Annotated in this window: 18 protein-coding genes and 1 pseudogene; 12 read left to right on the forward strand and 7 right to left on the reverse strand. The window is 63.1% G+C overall.

The genetic code is table 11. The annotated features are described in order from the left end of the window. Positions 1–496: 496 nt before the first annotated feature. On the reverse strand, positions 497–859 hold the full coding sequence (locus tag ACE3TQ_RS16525) for a hypothetical protein (protein WP_374583380.1): 363 nt from the start codon (positions 857–859) through the stop codon (positions 497–499). A 454-nt stretch (positions 860–1,313) separates the two neighbouring features. Between ACE3TQ_RS16525 and ACE3TQ_RS16530 the strand changes: the two are divergent. Then, positions 1,314–1,484 (forward strand): annotated as a pseudogene (locus tag ACE3TQ_RS16530) (LuxR C-terminal-related transcriptional regulator); the annotation flags it as partial. An 83-nt stretch (positions 1,485–1,567) separates the two neighbouring features. Here the strand turns inward: ACE3TQ_RS16530 and ACE3TQ_RS16535 are convergent. Both ACE3TQ_RS16535 and ACE3TQ_RS16540 read right to left on the reverse strand, forming a co-directional pair. After that, positions 1,568–3,274: a diguanylate cyclase gene (locus ACE3TQ_RS16535; RefSeq protein WP_374583381.1), complete on the reverse strand. Its 1,707-nt coding sequence runs from the start codon at positions 3,272–3,274 to the stop codon at positions 1,568–1,570. A 12-nt stretch (positions 3,275–3,286) separates the two neighbouring features. Continuing rightward, complete coding sequence (locus ACE3TQ_RS16540; protein ID WP_374583382.1) at positions 3,287–3,670, reverse strand: response regulator; 384 nt, start codon at positions 3,668–3,670, stop codon at positions 3,287–3,289. Between the two features lie 251 nt (positions 3,671–3,921). On the opposite strand from ACE3TQ_RS16540, the gene ACE3TQ_RS16545 reads away from it, so the two are divergent. From ACE3TQ_RS16545 to ACE3TQ_RS16595, 11 genes are all read left to right on the forward strand, one after another. Beyond that, complete coding sequence (locus ACE3TQ_RS16545; RefSeq protein ID WP_374583383.1) at positions 3,922–4,902, forward strand: 2-dehydropantoate 2-reductase; 981 nt, start codon at positions 3,922–3,924, stop codon at positions 4,900–4,902. Then, positions 4,902–5,366, forward strand: a complete 465-nt coding sequence (locus ACE3TQ_RS16550; protein ID WP_374583417.1) for a GNAT family N-acetyltransferase — start codon at positions 4,902–4,904, stop codon at positions 5,364–5,366. Before ACE3TQ_RS16545 ends, ACE3TQ_RS16550 begins: the two co-directional genes overlap by 1 nt. A 115-nt stretch (positions 5,367–5,481) precedes the next feature. Further along, complete coding sequence (locus ACE3TQ_RS16555) at positions 5,482–5,763, forward strand: hypothetical protein (protein ID WP_374583384.1); 282 nt, start codon at positions 5,482–5,484, stop codon at positions 5,761–5,763. 512 nt (positions 5,764–6,275) lie between these two features. Further along, on the forward strand, positions 6,276–7,238 hold the full coding sequence (locus ACE3TQ_RS16560) for an amidohydrolase family protein (RefSeq protein WP_374583385.1): 963 nt from the start codon (positions 6,276–6,278) through the stop codon (positions 7,236–7,238). A gap of 2 nt (positions 7,239–7,240) precedes the next feature. Continuing rightward, positions 7,241–8,065 (forward strand): hypothetical protein, encoded by an 825-nt coding sequence (locus tag ACE3TQ_RS16565; RefSeq protein WP_374583386.1) that lies wholly within the window; start codon positions 7,241–7,243, stop codon positions 8,063–8,065. A gap of 157 nt (positions 8,066–8,222) precedes the next feature. Beyond that, positions 8,223–8,534 carry a hypothetical protein gene (locus ACE3TQ_RS16570; protein ID WP_374583387.1) on the forward strand — a complete coding sequence of 104 codons (312 nt, stop codon included), beginning with the start codon at positions 8,223–8,225 and terminating at the stop codon, positions 8,532–8,534. 15 nt (positions 8,535–8,549) lie between these two features. After that, positions 8,550–8,723, forward strand: a complete 174-nt coding sequence (locus ACE3TQ_RS16575; protein WP_374583388.1) for a hypothetical protein — start codon at positions 8,550–8,552, stop codon at positions 8,721–8,723. 6 nt (positions 8,724–8,729) lie between these two features. Further along, the gene (locus tag ACE3TQ_RS16580) at positions 8,730–9,773 is read left to right on the forward strand and encodes a serine hydrolase domain-containing protein (protein WP_374583389.1); all 1,044 of its coding nucleotides are present in this window, start codon (positions 8,730–8,732) and stop codon (positions 9,771–9,773) included. Next, positions 9,774–10,163, forward strand: coding sequence for a hypothetical protein (locus ACE3TQ_RS16585; protein WP_374583390.1), 390 nt, complete (start codon positions 9,774–9,776; stop codon positions 10,161–10,163). It begins immediately after the preceding gene. Beyond that, positions 10,160–10,534: a hypothetical protein gene (locus tag ACE3TQ_RS16590; protein WP_374583391.1), complete on the forward strand. Its 375-nt coding sequence runs from the start codon at positions 10,160–10,162 to the stop codon at positions 10,532–10,534. The genes ACE3TQ_RS16585 and ACE3TQ_RS16590 overlap by 4 nt, the downstream gene beginning before the upstream one ends. Before the next feature lie 19 nt (positions 10,535–10,553). Next, positions 10,554–11,171 carry a glutathione S-transferase family protein gene (locus tag ACE3TQ_RS16595; RefSeq protein WP_374583392.1) on the forward strand — a complete coding sequence of 206 codons (618 nt, stop codon included), beginning with the start codon at positions 10,554–10,556 and terminating at the stop codon, positions 11,169–11,171. Position 11,172: 1 nt separating this feature from the next. Here ACE3TQ_RS16595 and ACE3TQ_RS16600 read toward each other — a convergent pair whose 3' ends face one another. The 4 genes from ACE3TQ_RS16600 to ACE3TQ_RS16615 form a co-directional block, all read right to left on the reverse strand. Next, the gene (locus ACE3TQ_RS16600; protein ID WP_374583393.1) at positions 11,173–11,880 is read right to left on the reverse strand and encodes an anaerobic ribonucleoside-triphosphate reductase activating protein; all 708 of its coding nucleotides are present in this window, start codon (positions 11,878–11,880) and stop codon (positions 11,173–11,175) included. Continuing rightward, positions 11,873–12,052, reverse strand: a complete 180-nt coding sequence (gene nrdD / locus ACE3TQ_RS16605) for an anaerobic ribonucleoside-triphosphate reductase (protein WP_374583394.1) — start codon at positions 12,050–12,052, stop codon at positions 11,873–11,875. Before nrdD ends, ACE3TQ_RS16600 begins: the two co-directional genes overlap by 8 nt. Then, positions 12,049–13,761 (reverse strand): ribonucleoside triphosphate reductase, encoded by a 1,713-nt coding sequence (locus ACE3TQ_RS16610; RefSeq protein ID WP_374583395.1) that lies wholly within the window; start codon positions 13,759–13,761, stop codon positions 12,049–12,051. The genes nrdD and ACE3TQ_RS16610 overlap by 4 nt, the downstream gene beginning before the upstream one ends. A gap of 122 nt (positions 13,762–13,883) precedes the next feature. After that, positions 13,884–16,199, reverse strand: a complete 2,316-nt coding sequence (locus ACE3TQ_RS16615) for a CHASE domain-containing protein (RefSeq protein ID WP_374583396.1) — start codon at positions 16,197–16,199, stop codon at positions 13,884–13,886. Positions 16,200–16,201 lie beyond the last annotated feature (2 nt).

The following is a 16,201-nucleotide window of genomic DNA, read 5'->3' on the forward strand; positions in this document are numbered from 1 at the left end:
GCCCTGGCAGCAGGGCCTTACTGCGCCAAGGCACGGCCGTGCTCAGCGAGCCATGCCTTGAACCGCGCCAGATCCTGGAACAGACCCTCGGCGCCGCGTTCGCGGAAAAAGCCCTCCTTCGCCCTGACGCATCACGTCACCGAACTCCTCAAACAGCAAATCCCCCTCAGCGACGACAGCCTCCATTAACGCCCACGCCGACATTGGCGCCGGCAATGGAGTGGGATGGCCGAAACGAGGTGTGGCGCCTTGACACATTTACCGGTGCGGTCATACAAGGACGATGAATCGCATGGGTGCTCGGCTGGTCGAGTCAGAGGCGTAACTGATACCGCATGGGGCGTGGTTCCTTTTTTGGATGCCCCGTCTAATTGAGTCTAAACCGAGATATTCCGGTCTAAAGCGGTCTAGAAATGCAGGGGGCCTCAATTTTTTAGACCGAAATAGACCCTGCGCGGCAACCCTTAGACCGGTTTAGACTTTTTGCCTGTCCCGTTTAGACCGAATTAGACTGCTCGGAGAGGGGTTTTAGACTGGCTAGACTGCGCTCGCCATCCCTCAACCGGTATGTGCCGGCGCGTACCCAGTAGTCGTCCCCCGGAAATCGCAGCCAGACAAAACGCCAGGCGTTGCGTCCTTTGGCGTTCCGGTAGAAAACATTCTTCCATTGGAACCCTCGCATAGCCTGACCTCGTTCCCTCAAGGCGCTTCGCTCCATCTCAACTGCCAGCCAACGCTTCACGAGGTCGGTAACAAATGCGTCCAGCTTGACGCCGGGGTGCGCATCCATCAGGTACAAGTCGAGTTTCAAATAATCGGTCACTGGCAGGTGGACTGCCTGTCTTGCATCGTAGTCCATGATTCGGCCCCTTCTAAAATAGTCTAAAACTTGGACTACGGAACTGAAAAATAGTTCACTTTAGACTATCGGCCTCGAAAAAATAGACCGTATTAGACCGGGCCCGCGAATTCTTAGACCGGTTTAGACTTCGACACACGACTTTTAGACCGGTTTAGACTCAACGAGTACGAATTAGACCGATTTAGACTGGGGGGCGCCATGAAATACCCCTGGGGTATGTCCTCAATGGGTGAATGCTGTCCCGCATCGGACCGGCCTCTCCGTTAGGAAAGGCTAACTAACTCCCGGCCCTGAGTTTCGGGCAGAAGAATGACAGCAAACAGCACCAGTCCATAAGCGCCGACAACAAACAACGCGATCGCATGTCCAACACCGAGAAGTGCCACGAAAGACATCGCCCGCCGCGAAGCCCAGGCAAGCACCCAGCTACTGCTCAAGCGGTTTGAAGGCCACTGGGCTGCTTAACAAACAGGTTGCGTTCGAGCTGGGCTTAAGCGAGATCACGATCAAGCTTCATCGCGCATCCGTGATGCGGAAGATGGATGCCGGCAGCCTGGCCGATCTCGTCAGAATGTCTGAGAAACTTGCCGGCGTGGGCTTCTCTTCTCCTCGACTGCCCTGACATGCGCAACACCAGCGCAGCAACGACCTGCCGCCGCTGGAACTGCTGCCCGAGCGGTACCGCCAGCAGGCGCTGCCAGCGGTCTAGGAGTGCAGCAAGCTGGCCGGCTGTTCGCCGTGGCCGCCGGCTTTGGCCGCGGCATCCTGCACACTGCATACGCGGTTGCGCCCAGTGCGCTTGGCGTGATACAGCGCCTTGTCGGCTGCAGCAAGCAGTGCCTCCGGCGCGGCATCCACCACCTCCATGGTGGTCGCCACGCCGAATGAGGCGGTGGCCGGCACCCGCCGCCCCTGGTAGCTGAAGACCAGCGACTGGATGGCTTCCCGTACCTCGGAAGCACGGCGCATCGCATTTTCCAGGTCGCACTCCGGCAGGATCAGCACCATCTCCTCGCCGCCATAACGGCAGGCGATATCGCATTTGCGGATGGACTCGCGCAGTATGCGTCCCACTTCGCGCAGCAGCCCATCCCCCGCCTCGTGGCCAAAGTCGTCATTGACACGCTTGAAGTGGTCGAGGTCCACCAGCACGACCGCAACAGGCTTGCCATTGCGCGCTGAACGCGCCAGCTCGCGCTTCAGCGTTTCGTCCATGAACCGGCGGTTGTACAACTCCGTCAGCGGGTCGACCACCGACTGCCTGCGCAGCGACAGGCGCAGCTGGACATTACTGAGCGACACGGCAACCTGCTCGGACAGGCGCTCAACCCATGCGCGGTCGATCGCCCCCATCACGGTGACGACACCGATGACATCGCCCTGCGATACGAGGGGCACGCACAGCCGGGGCGCCGCGGTGAGGGAGTGCGCGACATGCTTGCAATGCAGGCCCGCTTCCCCCTGAGAGAAATGCGCGCTGCCGCTGCGCAGGCCCCAGCACTCCGACGGCTCCAGGCTTTCCGGCTCCGCCGAATCATCGCCCCATGAAGCTTTGCGTTCGAGCAGGTCACGCGAGTTGCGGTACAGGTACATGGTACCGGTGGTCTCCGGCAGCAGCCAGCTCAGGTAAGCGGAAATGATCTCCGACGACTCGTCAAGCGTCTGCGCCATGTCCAGCGCATGCATCAGCTGCGCGCTGCCGGCCAGCTGCTCATTGTGCCGCTGTGCTTCCTGCGAGCGCGCTTCCAGCGCGGCGCTTGCCTCGCGGGCAGCCGCTTCCGCCAGCCGGCGCTTGCGCGATGTGGTGTGCGCAGTCACCAAGACGGCGCACAAGGCGAGGATATTCGCGATGCCGGCCGCGATACTGATATTGGAAGCCGTACGGGTATTGGCCAGCAGCTGCTCGCGCAGTTCATCGCGCAACAGACGGTATTCGCTGATCTGCTCCCCGACCAGGCTGCGCAGCAGATCCATTTGTTCCTTACCCTTGCCCTGGACCACGACCGCTTGCGCCGCCTCGAAGCCCGATTGGCGCCGCAAGTTCACGGTCTGCCCCAGTTCAGCGAGCTTGCGGTCGATGGCCAGCTCGATCTGGCGCAACGATTCGGCCTCCTCGGCATTACGCGGTCGCCCGCGCAATTGCTCGCGCAACGAGGGCAGCATGCCCAGGGCGCCCTCGTACGGCGTAAGATAGGCCTCGTCGCCGGTAATCACATAGCCGCGCTGCCCGGTTTCCGCATCGCCCAGCATGCCAAGCAGCACCGTATAGTATCGCTCGCGCTTGGCGAGGTCGGCCAGTTCATGGATCACCTCATTAATGCGGCGATCGACAAGGTAAGGAATGGTCGAGGCTACGCCAACGACCACCGCGACGATGGCCGTTGTTAACCGCAGTGTCGCATTGAGCCGCATGCAAGCACCCCGCTAATGTCCTGGACGCGGCATCGGAACGCGGCACCCCGCCCGCCGCAAGGCGCGCGCCAGTGTGCTCTCCAATGCGTTTGGCGTGAATGGCTTGATCAGGTATCCATGCGCGCCCATTTGCAGCGTGGTTTGCACACTGCCCGCATCGTTATGGGCGGAAGCGACCACGATAACCATGTCCGGATTGATTTCGATAATCCTTGGAATCAGGTTAATGCCATTCCCGTCTGGCATTTCCAAATCAAGGATCACGATATCCGACGGCGTCGATGCCAGCTTTTGCTGCGCAGCCAGCAAGGTGCCCGCCTCGCCTACGACCTCGTAGTCTGTCTCGCCCAACAGCAGCCGCATGAGCGACCTGGTGGCTTCGACATCGTCGATCAAGAAAACGCGATACCCCATCAAGCGGCCTCTCGCTGAAAAGAACGATAAGCAAGTATGCCACGCATGCCAAGCCATTCCGGCGCGCCCGATGATCTTTTTTGAGTCGCGCAAAACTATCAAATCGCAATGATGAGGCGCCGCCCGGACTTGCGTGGCATGGCCACATTGCGGCAAACTCGCGAGTTGAAAATTATCCAACCAGCCGACCGATTCCGTCGTTGCTGGGCAACCCCACGAAAGAGGCCTTTCGTATGAAAGTCTGCATTATCGGCGCCGGCGCAATCGGTGGCTTTATCGGAACCCGCCTGGCCGTTGCCGGCCGCTGCGAGCTGTCCACGCTTGCGCGCGGCGCCACGCTGCAGGCATTGCAGCAGCATGGCTGGCGCCTGCAGATGGGCGGCGAAACATTGACAGCGCCGGCGCGGGCCGCGGCCGACGCGCGCGAACTTGGGCCGCAGGATTTGCTGATCATCGCCGTCAAGGGTCCGGCCCTGCGAGAGCTGGCGCCCACGCTGGCGCCGCTGCTTGGCGAGCACACGATGGTGCTGCCGGCAATGAACGGGGTGCCGTGGTGGTTCGGCGAGGGCATTGCCTCCCTCGGCACGCAACCACTGGAAAGCGTGGACGCTGGCGGCGTCATCTCGGCCGCCCTGCCCGCACACCGCGTGCTCGGTTGCGTGATCCATGCCAGCACGCAGACGCCCGAGCCGGGACTGGTGCGGCACGTCATGGGCAATGGCCTGATCGTTGGCGAGGCATTCGGCGGCGAATCGGAGCGGGCGCGCCGCGTGGCGGACCTGCTGATCCACGCCGGCTTCAACGTCACGCTGTCGCCGCGCATCCGCTACGACATCTGGTACAAGCTGTGGGGGAATATGACGACCAACCCGGTAACCGCCATGACCGGCGCGACGGCCGACAAGCTGCTGGACGATCCGCTGGCCAGCGCCTTTTGCATCGCGGCCATGCGCGAGGCGGCGGAGATAGGCCGTCATATCGGCTGCGACATCAGCGAGTCGCCGGAAGACCGCCACAACGTCACGCGCAAGCTGGGTGCGTTCAAGACCTCCATGCTGCAGGACGCCGAGGCGGGGCGTCCGCTGGAACTGGACAACCTTGTGGGCGCCGTGCGGGAAATCGGCCAGCGTGTCGGCGTGGCGACACCCAACATCGACGCCCTGTTCGGCCTGGCGCGCCTGTTCGCACGCTGCCACGGGATGTACCCCGCGTGATGCATTTGCGCGCCGCCACCATCGCGGACTTCGAGATAGTCGCGTCCTGGATCCCAGATGCGGCGGCGGCCCGCCGCTGGGCGGGGCCGCTCCTGGTCTATCCCTTCGCGGCATCCGACTTGCCAGCCGCACTGGCGATTCCCGGCTGCGAGACCGCCAGCGATTGCCTGGTGGACGGCGACCAGAGGCCGTCAGGTTTTGGCCAGCATTGGGTATCCCAGGCGGGTGCAGTGCACCTGGGCCGCATCATTGTGGCCCCGGAGGCGCGGGGACGCGGTATCGGGCGGCTTCTTTGCCAGCATTTGATCGACGCCGCCCTGCATAGCACGCAAGCCACGGCGGTCACTTTGCGGGCTTATAGAAGCAATGCCGGGGCGGTCGCTCTCTACGAGAGCCTCGGCTTTTCAGAGGTAGCGTCCGAATCGACCGACGAAATTCTGTTCATGAGAAAGATGGTCCGCTAATGCCCCGCCCCGCCGCGCCATGCAGGCACGCGCAAGATACACTTTCGTTTGGTGTTGCCGCCTCCGCGCCGGTGCGTTCACCTGCGCATGATCACTAAAGCCCCGCTCCTCGGCCATGGAACGATTCACGAACATAGAAGAATTGGTGCGCTTCGAGCGTCGGTGGAAATTTATCTTCACGTCCTTCGCGTTTGTTTTCGCGGGCGCATTACTGGAGCACATGGTGCGAAATCCGAGCGGTGAGGAGGCCATGTGGTGCTATGGCTTGGGCACGGCCGCCTTTTTCGGCGCCCTCTTCTCGGCACATAAACTACGTGACGCAAGGCGTGAAGCTGGCGTTCGAGGCGGACTGGATTTGCTGGCCGAAGACTGCTCGGCGGGGGACCTTGATGACTAGTCCACGTATTCCCTACCCGCCGCACTGGCTTTCAATTATGTTTGCATCGAGCTGCATGCCGTTGCAAGCGGTCCTTGCCGCCCCAGATCCAGTATGCGAGCCGCTCAAGAATTTTGCCCTCTCGGTCTCACCTGGGGACTCAAGAGCTGTCGACTTCATGACAACATGGGGCGCCAATTTCAAGGACTCGCCCGATCCCGCGTTATCAGCGAAGCGCTGCAATCATTTTGGATACGCGCCGGCACAGGAACTCTGCGCAGTGTTACTGAAACATGGCGCCACAGAATTTGCGGGCATCAATTTCAGGCGTGCGCTGGTATGTTTATCATTCCCACAGCACCCCACCTGATCTCGGGAATGTCACCGTGAACTTCGACAGCAACGGTCACCACCGCCGCGTCGAGCTGGGACTGGTCGAGAATCCTGCCATCGGTGGCATGATTTTGAGAATCAGGGCCGAAGGGTATTGAGGATAGAATGGATCGTGTCACCTCGATCGCATCAGCCGCCCTATGCCAAAAATTGCGCTCATCGCCTCCTGCCTACTACTGTCGGCCTGCGCTTCCATCGGACCAGCTGGTTCGGCCAGCTCGCGCGCCACGCCGTACCTTGACTACCACCAGCACCTGGTCAGCCCTGCCTTTGCGCCGATCGTCAAACTGCCGGAACGGGATGGCGCGATGCTGGTGCGCGAACTCGATGCTGCCGGTATCGAGCGTGCAGTCGTGCTCTCGGTCGGGTACAGCTTCGCCGACGAGCGCAAGGCGCTGGTCGATCCCGACCGCCTGACGCGGGAGCAGAACGATTGGACTTCCGCCGAGGTGGCGAAGAATGCGCCTCGCCTGTATGGTTTTTGCAGCGCGAATCCGCTGCGCGCCGAGGCGCTGGGTGAGATCGGACGGTGCCTGGGACTGCCCGGCATGGTCGGCATCAAGCTCCATCTCGGCAACAGCGGCATCAGCCTGCGCAACGCCGCGCACGTCGCTGTGCTGCAGGACATATTCGCCCTCGCGCAGCGCAGGATGGCGACGGTCCTGGTCCATATGCGTGCACGCGGCGGCAGCAATTACGGCGCCGAGGATGCAAGGATCTTCCTGGACCAGGTTGTGCCGGCGGCGCCTGGCATCGACATCATCGTGGCCCACATGGGTGGCTCCGGCCCCGGCTATCCGCCGCAGAATGACGACGTGATGGCGGCCTTCGCACACGCTGCGGACCGTAAGGAAGCGGCGATGAAGAACATCTATTTCGATGTCGCGACCAACGTCACCGAACAAACCTCCCCCGCCGAAGCGCAGCTCGTAGCACAGCGCATCCGCCAGGTGGGCGCCAGCCGGGTCCTCTACGGCTCAGACCTGAGCCCTCCGGGCGGCAGCATCCTGCGTGGATGGGAGATATTCCGCTCCAGGGTTCCGCTAGGGGCGGATGAATTCCGGCAGATTGCGGGCAACCGGCTGCGTTTCGCGCGGGACTGAAGATGCTCCGCATTCGTCGCCGCCTCTGTTTGTTGACTTGCGCGCTGCTGCTCCCCCTTGCTGCGCTCGCGGGGGCCAAAGACGCGCCGCTCGAACTGCGCATCGCCGTGCCATCCGACCGGCAAGCCACCTACTTCATCCGCCTGCTCGAAGAATCGCTGCAATTAATTCACCAGCCCTACCAGATCGAGTACGTGAAAGACATTCCTGCCCGGCGAATGTGGTCGATGCTGGGCAGCGGCGGCATCAATATCTTCTATGGCATGCAAACGAAGGACAAGGACCGCAGCAGGCAACTGGTGACGGTGCGCCATGGGCTGACCAATGGCTTGATCGGCCAGCGCGTATTGCTGGTCCGCCGCGGCGATGCCGACATCTTCGCACGCGTGAAGTCCTTGCAGGACCTGAAGTCCAGCGGCATGGTCGCGGGATTCGGCGCCGGCTGGGGCGATACGAAAGTGTGGAAGGCGGCCGACTTACCGTTTTATGAACACAGTGCGCCGTGGTCCACCATTTACGCCATGGTGGCAGCGGGCAACCGCAATGTCGATTACCTGCCGCGCGGTGTGAACGAGGTGCTGGCGGAGGCGCGCCAGCACCCCGAACTGGTCGTGGAGCAGCGCCTGCTGATGGTGTACCCCGGCGACCTGGTTTTCTACCTGTCCTCATCCGCCGCCGGCTATAGGCCCATCATCGAGCGCGCCTTGCGGGAGGCGGAAAGCACGGGACTCAAGGAGCGGCTGCTGGACGAGGCATTCGGTGCGGACATCAAGGCACTCGGTCTCAAACGCCGTTTGCGCCTGCAGCTTTCCGCTCCGGCAAAGTAGGCCCCTTGCGCTGCCCTATTGCTTTCAAAACGTAAGCTACCTGAATCCAGTCCAGCCCATGTGCCGCCGCACACAAACGGACCAGGCGGGATCAGTTGGAACTTTCGGCCCGATCGGCCATACTTTCACGGCATATAAATTTAACTCTTCAACAACCATGGCACCGAATTCCACCGACGCGCGCAAACAATCTCCGTTCCGGATGCTGGCGCTCATTACGCTGTTGCTGGGCATTTTGGAGCTGGTGATATGGGTCCAGGGCGGCGGCACGGCTACTCCCCACCTGCTGACAGGGCTGGGCTTCCTGCTCATTACGCCGAACGCGTACATCAATCCGGTGGACGGCAATGCGAAGGTCAGCACGCTGTTCAAGGGCCAGCCACGCGCGCAGGAGGCGGGCCTGCCGCAACTGGCTGGCCTGCTTGGTACCCTCTTGCTGGTCGCCAGCTTTGCAGTCCGCTGGTTTTAAGTAAAGGAGAAAGCAATGTCTGACTTGAAGAAACCGGAGAACCAGACACTCATCGGCCTTGGCATGAGCCTGGGCGTCGCGATTGGCTGCGCCATTGGCATCGCCTTCGGTAACCTTGCGCTGGGTCTTGGCGTCGGCATTGGCGTCGGCTTTGGCCTGGGTATGGCGATAGCGAAACGGCGCGGCTGAAGCCGGATGATCAGCCGCCGCCACTTCCTGTTGGCCGGTGCGGGGCTTCCGCTCCTCTCGGCGTGCGCCAGCGACATCATCTCGCTAAGCGACCGCCCGCCTGAGGTGCTGACCAGGGAACTTGGCGTCGGCGCGGCATCGTACGTTGTACTCCGTGGTGGCAAACCTGTCCCTGCGGTCGCACTCTCCGGCAAGCCCGATGCGATTTTCCAGGCGGCGTCGCTGACCAAACCGGTGGTGGCACTGGCTGCACTGCGCCTGGTGCAGGCGGGCCGGCTTGAACCGGGTGCGCCGGTTTCGCGCTACCTGCCAGGCGGCTATAAGCACTTCCACAATCCCTTGCGGCGGGCGGCTGGCGATGCATTTGATCTGCTCCCTGCGAGTACGCTGGAACGCGTGACTGTGGCCCAGCTGCTGAACCACAGCGCGGGCTTTCCCAACTGGTCGAGCGGCGCCTTGTCTTTCAAGTCCGAGCCGGGTGCGCGCTGGGGTTATTCCGGCGAGGGCTACGTGATGCTGCAAGAGGTGATCGAGGCGGTCACGCAAACCGGCCTGGCAGCCTATCTCGAACAGCAACTGTTCGCGCCACTCGGCATGGTGGATTCCAGCCTGGTGTGGCGCGACGCTTTCGCCGGGCGCGCGGTGGGCGGTGCCATGATGCTGGGCGTGGAGCAGCGCATGCGCTTCCAGAGTGCCGTGGCGGCATCCTCGCTGTACACCACGGCTGCGGACTACGCGCGCTTCATGTCGGCCCTGCTGACGGACGAATCGCTGCTGGCGATGACACTTTCCACGTCCGTGGAAGCGGATAAGCCGCTTGGCCTGGCGTGGGGCCTGGGCTGGGGCATCGAACAAGGCGCCGGCGGGCCGTATCTCTGGCAATGGGGGAACAACCCAGGCTTCCGCGCCTTCGCCATGGCCTCCACCGTGTCGAAAGACGGTTTTGTCGTCCTGACGAACAATGCGAACGGCATGCCGCTCGCAGCCTCCCTGGCGCGGCTTGTCCTGCCGGCCGAACACAATGCCTTCCGCTTTTCCTGGGTGTCCTAGATGCTGAACTTCCTTCGCCTTGTTGCCCTTGTCCTTGGCTGCACCTTGACGGTGGCGCCGCTGTTTCTCGCACTGAAGTTCGCTTACGGCGTGGGCGAGCCGCCAAACGGGCATTGGGACATGCTCTACTTCTCCATGTTCCTGCTGCTTGGATTGCCGTTTGGGCTGGGCCCCTTGATGATCAGCCTCCCCAACACCGTGGCGGGACCGCAAACGCCGGTAGCACGCCTGTTCGCCGGCGGCTTCCTGCTCGTGACGATCGCCACGCTTTTGCTGATCGGCTTCGACGGCACGGTCACCCGCATCGCATCGCCCGCGATCCTGCTGCTGGAAGCCGCTTTGTTTGCACTCTTTATCTGGCCTGCACGGCCATTCCCGAGGAACGCATGAAAAAAATCCTGTTTGCAGTCCTGGCAATCGGCCTGTCCGCGCCGGCATTGGCCCAGTCCGAGGCGGAAGCGCTGTTCGCCAGGTACCAGGCGATGGAGCGCGCCTTTGATCCGGAATTGGTGAACCTGTATTGCGACACCGCGCTGATCCGCAATGTCCGCACCTATCCGGACGGCCAGCAGCGCACGCTCGAGCTGCCCGCCCCCAGGTACAAGGAGTTGATCCGCAACGTGATGCCGCTGGCGAAGGCCAAGGGCGATGTCAACTCCTACACCGAAGTCACCTTCGCGCAGGAAGGCGGCAACACCCGCATCAACGCGACGCGCTATTGGGCCGCTGCGGGAATGCGGTCGGCATCCTGGAAGAACTGAGCCAGTCGCGGGGCTGACGGTGATCCTGTATGGCGCGGCGGCTTCCGGCTCGGTGGCGGTCGAGGCGGCGCTCACGCTGCTGGATATTCCGTTCGAGCTGATCGAAGGCGAGACCTGGTCGTCGGAAGCGGCCCGCGCCCGCGTGGGAACGCAGAACGCCATGCGCCAGGTTCCGACCCTGCTGCTGCCGAACGGCGAGACACTGACCGAAAGCGCGGCGATCCTGGTCCACCTGGCGGATGCGCATCCTGCGGCAGGGCTGGCGCCGCGCCTGGACGATCCGATGCGCGGGCAGTTCCTGCGCTGGATGTTCTTCGTCTCGTCGGCGATCTACTCCCTGCACTGGATCAAGCCGGACGTCGGGCGCATCGGCGCCCCCCCGTCTGCGCGGGACGATGTGGTGAACGCAGTCCATGAGCGCATTGCCTTCTGCTGGCAGGCCATGGATGCGCAAATACAGCCCGCCCCCTACCTGCTGGGCGGGCGCCTTGGCGTGCTTGACCTGTACGTGGCGGTCGTCTCGCGCTTCGGCCCCTGGCGCGAACGCTTTTATGCCGAGGCGCCGAACATGGCCCGCGCCATCCGGCTGGTCGACGACGATCGGCGCCTGCAGGAGCTCTGGGCGCGGCGCTTTTAAGCTACTCCGCCTTGCGCAGGATGAATTGCGGGAAGCGCGCCTTCACCTGAGCGACCAACGCATCGTCCAGCGCGGCCGGGTGGCCCAGGTTCAGCACGTCCTGCGTGCGGCAACCGGTGGAACGGAAATCCTGCAAAGCATAGCTGGTGCAGCCCATGCCGGCGATCTGCCGCGTCAGCGCCGTCAGGTGGGCGGGCGTGGTCAGGCTGGGGTGCACCGTGGTGCGGAACTCATAGGGCACGCCACTGGCCAGGATCAGGCTTGCCGCGGCCTGCGCGGCGACGGCGCTGCCGGGGACGCCGGTCAGTTCATCGTAGGCGTCGAACGAGGTCTTGATATCGAGGCCGACCCAGTCCAGCAGCGGCAGCACCGAACGCAGGCGCTCGGGATAGATGCCCGCCGTATGCAGCCCGATCTTGAAGCCGAGCGCCTTCACCTCGCGCATGGCGTCCTCCAGCGCCGGGTCCAGCGTCGGCTCGCCGCCCGAAAAGACCACGGCGTCCAGCAGGCCGGCCCTGCTGGCCAGGAAGGTGCGCACATCCTGCCAGGGCATCAGCCCCTCGCTGGCGCGCGGCTGCAGGTGCGGGTTGTGGCAATAGCCGCAGCGCCAGGGGCAGCCCTGGACAAAGACCACGGCCGCCAGCTCGCCCGGATAGTCGGTCGACGTGAAGCGCGCATAGCCGCCGACCTTGAGCCCGCGTTCAGCCATTGTCCGGCCGCTCGACGAAACAGGTGCGCTCGCGGAACTCGCCCTTCTTGCCGATGTTGAAGGACGAGTACGGGCGGTGGTAGCCCATCACGCGCGTCCAGATTTCGCAGGGCTGGCGTTCCTCGTCGCTGAGTTGGATGGCCGGCGATGGATGGGTGTCGTGCTTGGTCATGCGATCTCCTTGAGAAGTTTGCGTGCGATGATCTCTTCATCGCACTTGGGACAGAATTCGTGCTTGCCGCTCAGGTAGCCGTGTTTCGGGCAGATCGAGAACGTCGGCGTGACGGTGATGTACGGCAGGCGGAAGCGGCCCAGCGCGCGCTGCACCAGGCGGCGGCAGGCATCGGCGCTGGACACCTGCTCGCTCATGTACAGGTGCAGCACGGTGCCGCCGGTGTACTTCCTTTGCAGCTCGTCCTGCCGCTCCAGCGCTTCGAACGGATCGTCGGTGAAGCCGACCGGCAGCTGCGACGAGTTGGTGTAGTACGGCATCTCCGGCGTGCCGGCCTGCAGGATGTGCGGCAGGCGCGCGCGGTCTTCCTTGGCGAAACGGTAGGTCGTGCCTTCCGCCGGCGTCGCCTCCAGGTTGTACATATGGCCGGTCTCCTCCTGGAATTCCAGCATGCGCGCGCGGATATGGTCCAGCAGCCGCAGCGCCAGCGCGGCGCCCGCTTCCGTGGTGATGTCTTCGCGGTCGCCGGTGAAGTTGCGGATCATCTCGTTGACACCGTTCACGCCCAGCGTCGAGAAGTGGTTGCGCAAGGTGCCGAGATAGCGTTTGGTGTACGGGAACAGGCCGCCATCCATCAGGCGCTGGATCAGCGCGCGCTTGATTTCCAGGCTGGCCTTGCCCAGCTCGAGCAGCTGGTCCACGCGGGCCAGCAGCGCCGCTTCATCGCCCGCATGCAGGTAGCCGAGGCGGGCGCAATTGAGCGTGACCACGCCCAGCGAACCGGTTTGCTCGGCGGAGCCGAACAGGCCGTTGCCGCGCTTGAGCAGCTCGCGCAAGTCCAGCTGCAGACGGCAGCACATGGAACGGATCATGTTCGGCTTCAGTTCCGAATTCACGAAGTTCTGGAAGTACGGCAAACCATAGCGCGCCGTCATCTCGAACAGCAGCTGCGCGTTCGGGCTGTGCCAGTCGAAGTCGGGCGTGATGTTGTATGTCGGGATCGGGAAGGTGAAGGCGCGCCCCTTCGCGTCGCCTTGCATCATCACCTCGATGTAGGCGCGGTTGATCATGTCCATCTCGGCCTGCAGGTCGCCGTACGTGAAGGGCATTTCCCGGCCGGCGATCAGCGGCACCTGCTCCCGCAGGTCTTCCGGACAGGTCCAGTCGAAGGTCAGGTTGGTGAACGGGGTCTGGGTGCCCCAGCGCGAAGGCACGTTCAGGTTGTAGATCAGCTCTTGCATGTACTGGCGCACCTGCTCGTACGTGAGCCCGTCGTTGCGCACGAAGGGCGCCATATAGGTATCGAAAGAACTGAACGCCTGCGCGCCGGCCCACTCGTTCTGCAGCGTGCCGAGGAAGTTCACGATCTGGCCGATCGCGCTGGACATATGCTTGGGCGGACCCGACTCCACTTTGCCCGGCACGCCGTTCAAGCCTTCGTTCAGCAAGGTGCGCAGCGACCAGCCGGCGCAGTAGCCGGCCAGCATGTCCAGGTCGTGGATGTGGAGGTCGGCGTTGCGGTGCGCCTGCCCCACCTCCGGCGGATAAACGTGATCGAGCCAGTAGTTGGCGACCATTTTCCCGGAGATGTTGAGGATCATGCCGCCCAGGGAATAGCCCTGGTTGGCGTTGGCGTTTACACGCCAGTCGAGCTGCTGCAGGTATTCGTTGATCGACGATTCGACGTCCACCGTGGTCTTGGATTTCATGTTTTCACCACTACATATTGTGCGAAACGAAATATTACACACTAAATGTAGTGAGGATACCCTGCGCCGCGGCGATTATTTGATTTTCTTGATCCAGATTAAGTCCGGCGCCGCCGCTGGCGCTACTGCATATGCAGCAGGTCGTGTTCGGACATCTCTTCCCGCGCCGGCACCTTGCGCGGCAGCGTGAGGATGACGGTGGTCCCTTTGCCCTGTTCCGATTCGATGTGGATGGTGCCGCGCAGGATGCCGGTCACCAGGTTGTACACGATATTCATGCCCAGCCCGGAGCCGCCCTGCCCCATCTTGGTGGTGAAGAAGGGATCGTAAATCTGGTGCAGGGTGCGCGGGTTCATGCCCACGCCGTCGTCGGCGAAGCGCAATTCCACCGACGCCTCGTCCACCTCGCCCACGCTGATCGTGATGTGTCCCTGCTCGCGGCCTTCGAACGCGTGCATCAGGGCGTTCTGAATCAGGTTGCTCAGCACCTGGCCCACGCTGCCGGGATAAGAGACGAAGCTCAGCGTCTCCGGCATGTTCACCTTGACTTCGCAGTTGGCGCGCCGCAGCTGGGCCGAATAGGTGGCCAGCGTATCGTGCACCACCCCGTACAGGTTGAACGAGCGGCGCTTGTCGGACGTCTGGTCCACCGCCACCTGCTTGAACGAATGGATCAGGTCCGCCGCCCGCGTCAGCGAATTGGTGATGATGGAACAGGCCATGCGCGCATCCTTCAAATGCGTGTCGAGCGCGGAGCGCTTGATGCCGCCCTCGCCCAGCTGGCGCTCGAAATCTCGGCACATATCGCTCAGCGCCGTCGCTGTCAGCAGGCTGTTGCCGATCGGCGTATTGAGTTCATGCGCAATGCCCGCCACCAGCGCACCGAGCGACGCCATCTTCTCGGAGGTGATCAGGCTGGCCTGCGCCTGCTTCAGCGTCAGCAGCACCGCCGACAGGTCCTTGTGCGCGTTCTCCACATTGGCCTTTTGCAGCGCCAGCTCGGTCAGGCTGCGCTCCAGGCCATGCTTGGTATCGACCAGCGCCGCCTCGGTCTGTTTGCGTTCGGTGATGTCGATGATGACCCAGACGCAGCCCTTGCGCGCATCCTTCGGGTCCAGCATGCGGCCATTCACCATGCACCACAGCTTCTTGCCGTTGGCGCCCACCAGCTCCAGCTCGAAGTGCATGTTGCCGCCCTCGGGGCCAATGGCAAACGGGTCGCCGTGGCCGGCCGTCAGGACCGAGCTGGAACGCCCGGCCAGCTCGCCCGCCTGGTAGCCCATCATCTCTTCCAGTCCGCTGTTGCAGCGCACGATCACGCCGTCCACGATCAGGCCAATGCCGACGATGGCACTGTCCTGCAAGGCGCGCAGCTCGTCCGCCGTCACGCGCAGCTTTTGCGCCAGCACGCGGCGCCGCTGCAGGGTCATGATCTGCGCGCCGATCAGGGCGCTGATCACAAAGCCGGCCAAACCGATCACGGAAATCAGCACATAGTCGCGGCCATAACGCGCGCCCTCGTGCCCTTCGAAGCTCATGGTCCAGCGCCGCTCGCCTACATCGAGCGGGATCTTCGCCGTCAGGCCCGGCAGGGCCGGCAGGCGCTTGCCCGAGCCCACCTTGCCAAAGCTGTCGAACAGCAGGTTATCGACCGAGGGCGCCATGCCGCCGCCGCCGTGCAGGTAGCCGCCATCGTTGATGCTGATGTACAGATGCTGCAGCATGGGGCTGTCGATCACCTCCGACATCAGGTCGTTGACGCGGAAGACGATGGCGACAAAGCCGATCAGGGCGGCATCGCGCTCGGCCTCCGTCAGCAGCGAGGCGCCGCGCTTGTAGATCGGCGCGCGCGCCACGAAGCCGGGCTGGCCGCTGTTGTCCTGCACCAGGGTGATGCGCTCGGTGGCCACCACGCGGCCGGTCGCCTTGCCCAGTTGCAACGCCTGGTAATGCGGCGGCAGTGCAGCCAGGTCGAGGCCAAAGGCATTTTCATTGCCCTTCATCGGCTCGTTGTATTCGATCAGGTAGTGCTCGGCGCGCACCGAGGCCGGGTGCACCTTGTAGTCGGGATAGCCGCCCGACTGCAGGCTGTCGTCGGCGCGGATGCGCGCGGCATAGGCGTCCAGCTGGGCCGACGGCACGCGCCGCACGAACTGGATGGCCTGGAAACCGGGATAGCGCCGCTTCAGGTCCAGCTCGCGCACATAGCGGCTGAACTCCAGGCGCGACACATCGTCATCGACCGCGAACACACCCTTAATGCTCAGCAACATGTCGAAGTAGGTTTGCAGGCGCACCTGGGTGTCGCGCGAGATCTTTTGCGTGTCGCGCTGGAAGGTTTCGCTGGTTTGGCGGTCCTGCACATCCATGACAAACATGCAGACCCACACGGTAACGCAAATACCGACAATGAAGGCCAGGTATCCGTGTATGCGCATGC

Source organism: Pseudoduganella sp. (genome assembly GCF_041914865.1).
Taxonomy (GTDB): Bacteria; Pseudomonadota; Gammaproteobacteria; order Burkholderiales; family Burkholderiaceae_D; genus Rugamonas.